This window comes from Curtobacterium sp. MMLR14_002, assembly GCF_001864975.1.
In the GTDB taxonomy this organism is placed as follows: Bacteria; Actinomycetota; Actinomycetes; order Actinomycetales; family Microbacteriaceae; genus Curtobacterium; species Curtobacterium flaccumfaciens.
The window spans coordinates 39435-49416 of record NZ_MJGT01000065.1; the positions used below are offsets into that span (position 1 = coordinate 39435).

Below are 9982 nucleotides of genomic sequence, written 5' to 3' on the forward strand. Positions count from 1 at the left end.
CCGGGCCTCCAGTGCGTGGCCGGCCCTCAGACCAGGCCGAGCTTCTTCCGCAGGCTCGCCACGTGCCCGGTGGCCTTGACGTTGTAGAGCGGCAGCTGCACGGTGCCGTCCTCGTCGACCACGATCGTGGACCGGATCGTGCCGGTGACGATCTTGCCGTAGTTGTTCTTCTCACCCCACGCCGCGTAGGCCTTGTGCACGGCGAGGTCGGGGTCGCTCAGCAGCGGGAAGGTCAGTGCCTGCTCGTGCTGGAACGTCTTGAGCTTCGCCTGCTCGTCCTTCGAGACGCCGAGGACCTCGTAGCCGGCGGCCTGCAGCGAGGACATGTTGTCGCGGAAGTCGCAGGCCTCGGTGGTGCAGCCCGGGGTGGACGCCGCCGGGTAGAAGTACACGATGACCTTCTTGCCGCGGAGGGCAGCGAGGGAGTGCTCGACGCCGTCCTGGTCGGGCAGCGTGAAGTCGGGGGCGGTGTCGCCGGGGACGAGACGGTCGGTCATGGTGCTCCTGTTCGCGTCGTGCGCCCGCGAGTGGTCGTGGGCGCGCGAAACCCATGCTATTGTTGATTCCCGTTGCGGCACGGAAGCCGGAACATGCACCTCTAGCTCAATTGGCAGAGCAACTGACTCTTAATCAGTGGGTTCTCGGTTCAAGTCCGAGGGGGTGCACCGCAGGACGAACGCCCCGGCTCATCGAGTCGGGGCGTTCGTGCGTTCGCGGCAGGTTTCCACGCCGATGCGGAGACACGCCCGAGGTGTGCAGGAACCGCGAATTCAGTCCGCGGGGACGTCAGCCGGCGCGGACGTCGACGATCCGCTCCTCGCCGATGACGGGTTCGAGCGAACCGGCCGACGCGGCGGCGAGGTCGGCGGTCAGGGCGCCGAGCGCCTCGTGGGGGACCCACACCTCGAAGGTCGCCGCCTGCCCGTACTCGGTCGGGCCGAGCGTCGCGTGGTGGTGCCGGACCCAGTCGCGCAGCACGTTGTCGAGCCGCCCGGCGTCGGCGTGGTCGACGTCGAAGCGCACCTGCGTCAATGCCTCGCGACGGACGAGGACCGCCGTGTCGAGCGCCTCGGACACCGAGGTCGAGTAGGCCCGGACCAGTCCGCCGGCACCGAGCTTGACCCCGCCGAAGTACCGCGTGACGACCGCGACGACGTCGGTCAGCCCGCGGCGTCGCAGGACCTCGAGCATCGGGACGCCCGCGGTGCCGGAGGGCTCCCCGTCGTCCGAGGATCGGGCCTGGTCGCCGAGCACGCCGGTGACCATCGCCGTGCAGTTGTGCCGGGCGTCCCAGTACCGCCGGCGGACCTCGGCGATCACGCGGTCGGCGTCCTCGACGCCGGACACCGGCGCGACGGTCGTGATGAACCGCGACTTCGTGATGACGATCTCGTGCTCGACCGGTGCCGCGACGGTGGCGGGGAAGCGGCGGGGCATGCCCACGAGGGTAGCGGCGCGCGTGCCGGGCACCCGCGCTAGCATGGCGTCCACGCGCCGGACCCACAGGTCGCGCGGACACGGCTGGGGAGGAGTCCGAGATGGACACGGGTGATCTGAAGGGCGGGGCGCTCGACGCCGCCGAGCTCGCGCGCCGCCTCAACCTGCTCCTCGACTTCGAGGAGTCGCAGCGTGGCGCTCCGGTGCCGTTCTCCTCGATCGAGGAGTACGTCGCGGCGCACGGCGGTTCGCTGTCGCGGGCGAAGTGGACCTACATGCTCTCCGGCGACGGCCGCCGTAACCGTGACACCGAGCTCCTGCGCCTGCTGGCCGGGTACTTCGAGGTCGACGAACGCTTCCTGCTCGAGGACAGCGAGGTACCGGAACGGATCGGTGCCCAGCTCGCCCTCGTCCGGTCTCTGCGGTCCGCCCGCGTGAGCGGCTTCGCGGCCCGGACCTTCCCCGGCGAACTCTCACCCGACGCGCTGCGGCGCATCGCCGAGGTGCTCGAGGAGGAATCACAGCGGGGGAGCGTCGCATGACCGACGCCCTCGTCGAGGCGTTCTGGGCTCGTGGTGCCGCCGAGGGGTGGTCGGACGTCGACCAGGCCGTCGCTGCCGCCGCTGACGTCGTCGGCAAGCCGATCGTGGTGCGCGAGGAGTCGTTCCTGGCCGCCGAACCGGTGTGTGGCTTCGTGGCCACCCTCGAGCACGCGCACCTGGTGATGATCTCGCCGACGACCTCGCCGACGTTCCGCTCGTTCGTGATCGGGCACGAGCTCGGGCACGTCCTGCACCGGCACCAGGAGCACGCCCCGCAGAGCGCCTACATCCGTGACGTCATCCCCGACCTGCCCGAGTACAAGGTCGAGCGTGCGCTGGCCCGGGGGATGTTCTCGAACACCTACGAGCACGAGGCCGAGGTCTTCGCCGACCGCCTGGCCACCGTGATCCGCCAGCACCGCGGCCGCCCGAGCGCCTTCCGCGGGGTCTTCGGGTGATCATCGCCGTCGTCCAGGCGGTGCTGCTCATCGTCGGGACGATCGTGCTGTTGGTCCTGCAACGCGGGCAGGACCGCACCCTGGCGTTCACGTTCCTGCTCTTCGCCGCCACCATCGTGACGAACGTCGACCCGCTGTACCGGTGGCTCGACCCGCTGCTCGGCGGGTTCAACGTCGTCACCGTCATCAGCGACTGCCTCATGGTGGCCGGCACGAGCACGCTGCTGTGGGGCGTGGCGAAGGCGGTCGGCGCGGCGCGGCCCTGGCTCCGGAACGCGGTCGTGGTGTCGTTCGCCGTGGTCGTCGTGGTGGTCGTCGTCGCGTTCACCGTGCTCGACAAGCCCGCGACGACGACGACCTTCATGCTCGACGCCGGCTCGCACCCGGCTGCCACCGTCTACTCGATCGCGCAGACCGTGTACCTCGGAGTGGCCCTCGGCGCGACGGGGCTCATCTGCGTGCTCCGGCTGCGGGAGGCCCGGACGACCACCGACCTGGTGGGGCTGTGGGTCCTGGTCCTCGGCGGGGTGCTCGGGGTCGTCCGCATGGTCGTGGTCGTCGTGATGGACGTCGCACACGTCGCCGGCGACCTGGACGTCACGCACGCGCTCTCGCTGCCCTACGACGTCACCACGCCGGGAGCCGTGCTGTGCGTGGCGTCCGGCATGCTCCTGCTCGTCGTCGGGCACCGGATCTCCCGCCGCCGCCGTGCCCGCCGTGTGGACGATGCGCTCCGCCGCCTGGCACCGCTGCACGAACGGATCGGCGTGGACAACGCCTACCCGCCGACCGACGACCCCGCGACCCGGCTCAGCCGCCGCATCGTCGAGATCAACGACGGCGTCCGGGGTGCACGGGCGTCCCTGACCGACGCCGAGCGTGCCGCCCTCGCCGACGCCGAGGCCGCGCTCGAGACGGCGTAGTCCCTCGACGCTGCCGAACAGGCCGTGTACAGTCTGTAGCAAGTGCTACAGATCCTGTGGCCTGCCGGGTCGGGACTCGGCCGCGTTGGGGGCGGCCGAGCACCACCCGCCCGGCATCGTCGTCGCCGACGTTCACTAGGATCGTCCCGTGCTCGTCTTCGCCGCAGTCGTCCTGTTCATCGGCGCCGTCTTCAACGTCGTCACCTGGCCGCGCTTCTTCCAGCGTGTCGCGAAGGACTCCCGTGCCCGCGACGCCGCCGGCAAGCCGACGACGTTCTACACGGTGCACCTCGTGCTCCTGCTCATCGCGCTCGCGATCGCCCTCGCGTCCGTGATCGCCGGGATCCTGCTGCTGGTCTGAGCACGCCGGGTCGGCGCGGCCCTGGTCCGGACCACTGCCGGACGGGAGGCCCGTGGCGGCGCCGCCACGGGCCTCCCGTCCGCCCCGGTCACCGTCGCGAGCCGCGCTGGCGGGCCGCTTCAGCCCTGCTTCAGCGGGGCACGGCAGGATCGACCGCATGCGTGTGCTGGTGGTCGACGACGAGGTCCGGCTCGCCGACGGCGTGCGCCGCGGCCTCGAGGCCGAGGGGTGGGCGGTCGACGTCGCGAACGACGGCGTGGACGGTCTGTGGCACGCGCGTGAGTTCCGCTACGACGCGATCGTGCTCGACCTGATGATGCCCGGCCTGAGCGGCTGGGCCGTGTGCGCGCAGCTCCGCGCCGACGGCGACTGGACCCCCGTGCTCATGCTGACGGCCAAGGACGGCGAGTGGGACCAGGTCGAGGCGCTCGACGCCGGGGCCGACGACTACGTCACCAAGCCGTTCTCGCACCCGGTGCTCGTCGCACGGTTGCGGGCACTCGTCCGGCGGGGTGCCCGTGAGCGCCCGACCGTGCTGACGCTCGGCGACCTGGTGGTCGACCCCGCGGCGCGCACCGTGACCCGCGGCGAGACCCCCGTCGAACTGACCAGCCGCGAGTTCGCCGTGCTCGAGTACCTCGCACGGCACCCGGGACAGGTCCGGTCGAAGCGCGACGTCATCGAGAACGTCTGGGACGTCGACTTCGAGGGCGACCCGAACATCGTCGAGGTGTACGTCGGACACCTCCGCCGGAAGCTCGACCGACCGTTCGGGCGTACCGCGATCGAGACGGTCCGTGGCGCCGGGTACCGCTTGGCGGCGGACGGTGGCTGAGCGGCCGAAGCCCGGTGCGAGCGGAGTCGCACCGGTCCGGCCACGGCGCGCCCGGTCGGTCCGGGCCCGCACCACCCTCGGCGCCGGGCTCGTCGTCCTCGCTGCGCTGGTGATCGGTGCCGTCGCCTTCGTCGTCGTGCTGCGGCTCGTGCTGCTCGACGGCGTGCGGACCTCGGCCGAGGCCGGTCTCGAGCAGGTGTCCTCCCGGGTCGAGGCGGACGGTGCGGCCGCGGTGACCGGCTACGAGGACGTCCTGGTGCAGGTGATCGGCGACGGCGGTGCGGTGCTCGCACACGGCGAGGACGCCGACGGGGACGCCCTCCCGACCGCCGACGAATCCCGGTGGACGCACGACGGCGAACGCTGGCTGCTCGTGGCGGACGACGTGGACCTGCCCGGCGGCGGTGAGGCGACGCTCGTCTACGGCGCCACGCTCGACCAGGCCGACACCGCGGTCCGCACCGCCGTCGTGCTCCTCGCCGTGGGGGTGCCCGTGCTGGTGCTCCTGCTGGTCGCGGTGACCTGGGCCGTCACCGGACGCTCGCTGCGGCCGGTGGAACGGATGCGCACCGAGGTCGAGACGATCCGGGCCGCCCGTCCCGACGCCCGGGTCGAGGTGCCGGACACCGGCGACGAGGTCGCCCGGCTCGCGAGCACCATGAACGCCATGCTCGACCGCCTCGAACGGTCCGCCGAGAGCCAGCGGCGCTTCGTGTCCGACGCCTCCCACGAACTCCGGTCACCGATCGCGTCGATCCGGCAGCACGCCGAGGTCGCCGTCGCGCACCCGGAGCGGACCGAGGTGGCCGACCTCGCCGACGTCGTCCGGTCCGAGGCGGTGCGCCTGCAGGACCTGGTCACCGGGCTGCTCGAGCTCTCCCGCCTCGACGAGGGCGGGATCCGCACGCGGCGCCCCGTCGACCTGGACGACCTCGCGCTCGACGCGGTGGCCCGCGCGCGAGCACGGTCGACGGACGGTGTCGCGCCCGAGCGGCACGGCGACGCCCCGGCGGTGCGGGTCGACGGCTCGGCGATCTCGGCAGCGCGGGTCCTCGGCGACGAGCGCGTGCTGGCGGGGGTGGTCCGGAACCTCGTCGACAACGCCGTCCGGCACGCGAGCACACGCGTCGCCGTCTCGCTCACCGAGCACGACGGGTCCGCGGTGCTCACGGTCGACGACGACGGCACCGGCGTCCCCGAGGACGAGCGCGAGCGCGTCTTCGAGCGGTTCGTCCGTCTCGACGAGGCCCGCAGCCGGGACGCCGGCGGTGCGGGGCTCGGCCTCGCCATCGTCCGCGATGCCGTGCGGGCGCACGGCGGCGACACGACCGTGGTCGCGTCCCCGCTCGGTGGCGCACGGTTCGTCGTCCGCATCGCACTCGGCGGCTGAACAGGCGGCTTCAGGGCTGCTTCAGCACCCCGACGCGATGCTCGTCCACATGAACTCCCGTACCCAGCACCAGAAGCCCTCCGCCCGCCGCATCGCCGCGTTCGCCGCCCTGCCGATCGTCGCGGCGCTCACACTCACCGGGTGCGCCAGCGACGACTCCGACGACGACACCGGCTCGGCCGGCTCCGGTTCGGTCGGTTCGTCGGCGACGGACCCGGCCGGCACCGGCACCGGCACCGGCACCGGTTCGTCATCGTCCGGCTCGGCGTCCGTCGGCTCGAACACGGCCCTGCTCGCCGCCGTCGCCACCGCACGCGGCGAGGTCGGTTCGGGCACCGTCATCTCGGTCGAGCAGGAGCAGGGCGCCTCCGCCTACGAGGTCCTCGTCGTGACCAAGGACGGCACCGAGCACGAGGTGCACACGAACGCCGACGGCACCTCGGTCGCCGGCACCCCGCAGACCGAGGCCGCCGACGCGGACGACAAGGCCGAGCACGAGCGCTTCGTCGCCGCCGCCGACCTGAGCGTCAAGCAGGCCGTCGACGCCTTCCAGGACCTGCACGCGGGGACCGTGACCGAGCTCGGCCTCGACGACCACGTCGGCACGGTCGTCTGGGAGGGCGACGTGCTCGACTCGTCCGGCACCAAGCACAGCGTGCGCATCGACGCCGGCTCCGGTGACGTCGTCACCGACCGCGTCGTCACCGACGACTGACCCGGGCACCCGGGCACCCGGGCAACGGGGCAGCGGGCCCCGGCACCGGCGTCCTCAGGACTCCAGCGGCGGGCCGAGCACCTTCCGGATCGCCAGCGCAGCGAGCTGCTCGTCCGAGGTGTCGAGCAGCACCCGGTAGGTGTCCTGCCCGGCGAGGAACTCGACGCAGACGGCGTCCTCGTCGCACGGTCCGAGGCGCCACCCCTGCACCGCGTCCATCGGCACTGCGGTGCGGGTCTCGCGCTGGTAGTCGGTCTCGGCCTCGAGACGATCCGCGAACACCCGGAGGCGTCCGTAGGCACCTCGCCAGCTGAGCTGCAGGTCGAGGGTGGGAGAAGGAGAGCGGTCCGGCACCCGCTGATGGTAGCGACGGGTGCCGGACCGCTCGTGTTCGGCGCCGGGGGCCTTGCGTTCCGGGGACAAGCGGAGCGCTAGCTCCCGTCGCCGTCGCGTCGCACCGAGGCGGCGGGGTCGCGGACACCGATCGGGTAGGGGCCCGTGACGCCCTCGCGCAGGGCGGCGATGCGCAGGATGCGGTCACGCTGCAGGAACCAACCGACGACGAGCAGCGGGATGATGATGACGAGCGACGCGATCGTGTACGTGCCGACGGGGTAGTCGATCGCCATCAGGACGATGACCGAGGCGAGGAACGCCAGGGTCAGCCACGCCGTGACCGGCGCCCCGGGGAGCTTGAACGAGGGTTCCTTCGCGAGCCCCTGCTTGGCCCACTGGCGCAGCCGCATCTGGCACAGGATGATCGTGCCCCACGCGGTGATGATGCCGAGGCTGGCGATGTTCAGGGCGATCTCGAACGCCTGCTTCGGGACGAAGTAGTTCAGCACGACGCCCGCGACGGTGAACGCCGCGGTGAGCAGGATGCCGGCGTAGGGGACGCCGCCCTTCGACATCTTCGTGGTCCACTTCGGCGCCGAACCGTTCATGCCCATCGAGTGGAGCGCGCGTCCGGTGGAGTACAGGCCGGCGTTCAGCGACGACAGGGCGGCGGTGAGCACGACGAAGTTCATGATGCCGCCGACGATCGCGCCGACGTGCGGGTTGCCGAGCGACGAGAAGAACGTCACGAAGGGGCTCTCGCCCTCCTTGTAGGCCGTGTACGGCAGCAGCAGGGAGAGCAGGACGATCGACCCGACGTAGAAGACCGCGATCCGGAAGACGACGGAGTTGATCGCGCGCGGGATGACCTTCTCGGCGTTCTGCGTCTCACCCGATGCCGTGCCGACGAGCTCGATCGCGGCGTAGGCGAAGACGACACCCTGGATCACGATGACCGCGGGGAGCAGCCCGTTCGGGAACAGCCCGCCGTTGTCGCCCCAGATCGAGAAGCCGGTGCGCACGGCCTCGCCACCGGCCTCGACCGGGAACGCGAAGACGAGCCAGATGATCGCGACGACGAGGAACGCCACCAGTGCGGCGACCTTGATCAGGGCGAACCAGAACTCGAGCTCGCCGAACACCTTCACGGCGACCATGTTCGCCGCGAGGACGACGATCAGGGCGATCAGCGCCAGCAGCCACTGCGGCGCCGCGGTGAAGGCCGACCAGTACTGCAGGTAGATCGCGACGGCGGTGGTGTCGACGATCGAGGTCATCGCCCAGTTCAGGAAGTACATCCAGCCGGCGGCGTACGCGAACTTCTCGCCGTAGAACTCGCGGGCGTACGAGATGAACGACCCCGAGGACGGGCGGTGCAGCACCAGCTCGCCCAGGGCCCGCAGGATGAAGAAGGCGAAGATCCCGGCGATCAGGTAGGTCAGCGCGAGCGCGGGGCCCGCGGTGTGCAGGCGTCCACCGGCACCGAGGAAGAGGCCGGTGCCGATCGCGCCGCCGATCGCGATCATCTGCAGTTGCCGGGGCTTCAGACCGTGCTGGTAGCCCTCCTGCTCGTGCGAGAAGTCGTTCGCCGGCGCTCGGTTGCCACCCGTGTCGTTCTGCGCTGTCATGCGAGAGAACCTACATGCGCACCGGACCGGGGCGTCACGCAAAACCCGGTTCGGTCGAACCGCGGCGACTGAACGTCCGCACAGCCGACGGCGGCCCGAACCTGAACGACGACCGTCGTCCGTTGCTTGCATGGAGGGATGGACATCCTCCTCCGACTCCTCGTCGCGATCGGGTTCGCCCTGCTCGTCACCGCCGTCGTCGCCCTCGTCCTGCACCTGGTCCTCCGGGCGATCGCGCGCCGGGAACGCTGGGCCGGCGTGCTCTCGCGACGGACGAAGCACCCCTTCCGCACCGTGCTGCTGGTGGTCCTGCTCGGGATCGCGTTCACGTCGAGCATCCCGCGGAACCCCGACGCCTACCCGTGGCGCGACGAGGTCGCGCACGCCTTCCTGATCGTCACGATCGCGACCGGTTGCTGGCTCGCGTGCCAGGTCGCGATCTTCCTCGAGGACCTCGGGCTGCACCGCTTCCGCATCGACGTGCCCGACAACCGGCAGGCGCGTCGCATCCGCACCCAGGTGCTCATCATCCGGCGGCTCACCGTCGCCGTGCTCGTCATCATCGCGGTCGGCGCGATCCTGCTGACCTTCGACGGGGTCGAGGCCGCGGGCGCGAGCGTGCTCGCCAGCGCCGGCCTCATCTCCGTGGTCGCGGGCCTCGCCGCGCAGTCCACGCTCGGCAACGTGTTCGCCGGCATGCAGCTGGCGTTCTCCGGGTCGATCCGCGTCGACGACGTCGTCGTGGTCGAGCAGCAGTGGGGACGGATCGAGGAGATCACGCTGACCTACGTCGTCGTGCACCTGTGGGACGACCGTCGGTTCGTGCTGCCGTCGACGTACTTCACGAGCACGCCGTTCGAGAACTGGACCCGGACCGGCAGCGAACTGCTCGGTGCCGTCGAGTTCGACCTCGACTGGCGGGTGAGCCCGGCCGACATGCGGGCGGAGCTCGACCGGATCCTCGACACCTCGACGATCTGGGACCGCCGGGTCAAGGTGCTCCAGGTCACGGACGCCGTCGGGGGACTGGTCCGGGTCCGCATCCTCGTGACGGCACCCGACGCCGGAGGCCTGTTCGACCTCCGCTGCTACGTCCGCGAGGAGATGGTCGAGTGGATCCAGCGCACCCACCCGGACGCCCTGCCGGTCCAGCGGGTGCAGCTCACCGAGCCGGGTGCGGCGGCACCGCGCCGACGCGGACGTCCGGCAGAGGGGGACTCGCAGCTGTTCGGTGACGACGAGCGCGGCGCGCTCTTCACCGGACCGATCCAGACGTCCGGCATCCCGGAGTCCGAGCGCTGACCCGGTGACGTGACCGCGTGCCGTGCACGGGACTGACGACGGACGGGAGGCACGG

The 9982-nt window shown here is 71.4% G+C and carries 12 protein-coding genes and 1 tRNA gene; 9 read left to right on the forward strand and 4 right to left on the reverse strand.

The features are described from left to right. Positions 1 to 26: 26 nt before the first annotated feature. Entirely contained in the window at positions 27 to 497 is a 471-nt protein-coding gene (bcp, locus tag BIU91_RS12945) for a thioredoxin-dependent thiol peroxidase (protein WP_027466512.1), read from the reverse strand. A 95-nt stretch (positions 498 to 592) separates the two neighbouring features. On the opposite strand from bcp, the gene BIU91_RS12950 reads away from it, so the two are divergent. Then, positions 593 to 665 (forward strand) — tRNA-Lys (locus BIU91_RS12950). A 121-nt stretch (positions 666 to 786) separates the two neighbouring features. Here the strand turns inward: BIU91_RS12950 and BIU91_RS12955 are convergent. Then, positions 787 to 1443 (reverse strand): YigZ family protein, encoded by a 657-nt coding sequence (locus BIU91_RS12955; RefSeq protein ID WP_084741241.1) that lies wholly within the window; start codon positions 1441 to 1443, stop codon positions 787 to 789. Positions 1444 to 1538: 95 nt separating this feature from the next. On the opposite strand from BIU91_RS12955, the gene BIU91_RS12960 reads away from it, so the two are divergent. The 7 genes from BIU91_RS12960 (at position 1539) to BIU91_RS12990 (ending at position 6661) form a co-directional block, all read left to right on the forward strand. Beyond that, positions 1539 to 1979 (forward strand): hypothetical protein, encoded by a 441-nt coding sequence (locus BIU91_RS12960; RefSeq protein WP_051596928.1) that lies wholly within the window; start codon positions 1539 to 1541, stop codon positions 1977 to 1979. Next, complete coding sequence (locus BIU91_RS12965) at positions 1976 to 2437, forward strand: ImmA/IrrE family metallo-endopeptidase (protein ID WP_071405780.1); 462 nt, start codon at positions 1976 to 1978, stop codon at positions 2435 to 2437. Before BIU91_RS12960 ends, BIU91_RS12965 begins: the two co-directional genes overlap by 4 nt. Next, positions 2434 to 3360, forward strand: a complete 927-nt coding sequence (locus BIU91_RS12970) for a hypothetical protein (RefSeq protein WP_071405781.1) — start codon at positions 2434 to 2436, stop codon at positions 3358 to 3360. Before BIU91_RS12965 ends, BIU91_RS12970 begins: the two co-directional genes overlap by 4 nt. Positions 3361 to 3508: 148 nt before the next feature. Then, the gene (locus tag BIU91_RS12975) at positions 3509 to 3721 is read left to right on the forward strand and encodes an SCO4848 family membrane protein (RefSeq protein ID WP_071405782.1); all 213 of its coding nucleotides are present in this window, start codon (positions 3509 to 3511) and stop codon (positions 3719 to 3721) included. 157 nt (positions 3722 to 3878) lie between these two features. Further along, positions 3879 to 4556 (forward strand): response regulator transcription factor, encoded by a 678-nt coding sequence (locus BIU91_RS12980; protein ID WP_071405783.1) that lies wholly within the window; start codon positions 3879 to 3881, stop codon positions 4554 to 4556. Beyond that, entirely contained in the window at positions 4549 to 5946 is a 1398-nt protein-coding gene (locus BIU91_RS12985; protein WP_071405784.1) for a HAMP domain-containing sensor histidine kinase, read from the forward strand. The genes BIU91_RS12980 and BIU91_RS12985 overlap by 8 nt, the downstream gene beginning before the upstream one ends. Before the next feature lie 49 nt (positions 5947 to 5995). Further along, the gene (locus tag BIU91_RS12990; RefSeq protein WP_139196569.1) at positions 5996 to 6661 is read left to right on the forward strand and encodes a PepSY domain-containing protein; all 666 of its coding nucleotides are present in this window, start codon (positions 5996 to 5998) and stop codon (positions 6659 to 6661) included. 54 nt (positions 6662 to 6715) lie between these two features. On the opposite strand, the gene BIU91_RS12995 is transcribed toward BIU91_RS12990, so the two are convergent. Continuing rightward, complete coding sequence (locus tag BIU91_RS12995; protein WP_139196570.1) at positions 6716 to 7015, reverse strand: hypothetical protein; 300 nt, start codon at positions 7013 to 7015, stop codon at positions 6716 to 6718. A gap of 77 nt (positions 7016 to 7092) precedes the next feature. Continuing rightward, positions 7093 to 8625 carry an amino acid permease gene (locus BIU91_RS13000; protein WP_071405787.1) on the reverse strand — a complete coding sequence of 511 codons (1533 nt, stop codon included), beginning with the start codon at positions 8623 to 8625 and terminating at the stop codon, positions 7093 to 7095. Between the two features lie 138 nt (positions 8626 to 8763). Between BIU91_RS13000 and BIU91_RS13005 the strand changes: the two genes are divergently transcribed. Beyond that, positions 8764 to 9927, forward strand: coding sequence for a mechanosensitive ion channel domain-containing protein (locus tag BIU91_RS13005; RefSeq protein ID WP_071405788.1), 1164 nt, complete (start codon positions 8764 to 8766; stop codon positions 9925 to 9927). Positions 9928 to 9982 lie beyond the last annotated feature (55 nt).

Excerpts from the sequence above, each read along its gene's own strand:
- BIU91_RS12990 (WP_139196569.1), top strand. The coding sequence starts at position 5,996 with ATGAACTCCCGTACCCAGCACCAGAAGCCCTCCGCCCGCCGCATCGCC.
- BIU91_RS13000 (WP_071405787.1), bottom strand. The coding sequence starts at position 8,625 with ATGACAGCGCAGAACGACACGGGTGGCAACCGAGCGCCGGCGAACGAC.
- BIU91_RS13005 (WP_071405788.1), top strand. The coding sequence starts at position 8,764 with ATGGACATCCTCCTCCGACTCCTCGTCGCGATCGGGTTCGCCCTGCTC.
- BIU91_RS12965 (WP_071405780.1), top strand. The coding sequence starts at position 1,976 with ATGACCGACGCCCTCGTCGAGGCGTTCTGGGCTCGTGGTGCCGCCGAG.
- BIU91_RS12980 (WP_071405783.1), top strand. The coding sequence starts at position 3,879 with ATGCGTGTGCTGGTGGTCGACGACGAGGTCCGGCTCGCCGACGGCGTG.
- BIU91_RS12960 (WP_051596928.1), top strand. The coding sequence starts at position 1,539 with ATGGACACGGGTGATCTGAAGGGCGGGGCGCTCGACGCCGCCGAGCTC.
- bcp (WP_027466512.1), bottom strand. The coding sequence starts at position 497 with ATGACCGACCGTCTCGTCCCCGGCGACACCGCCCCCGACTTCACGCTG.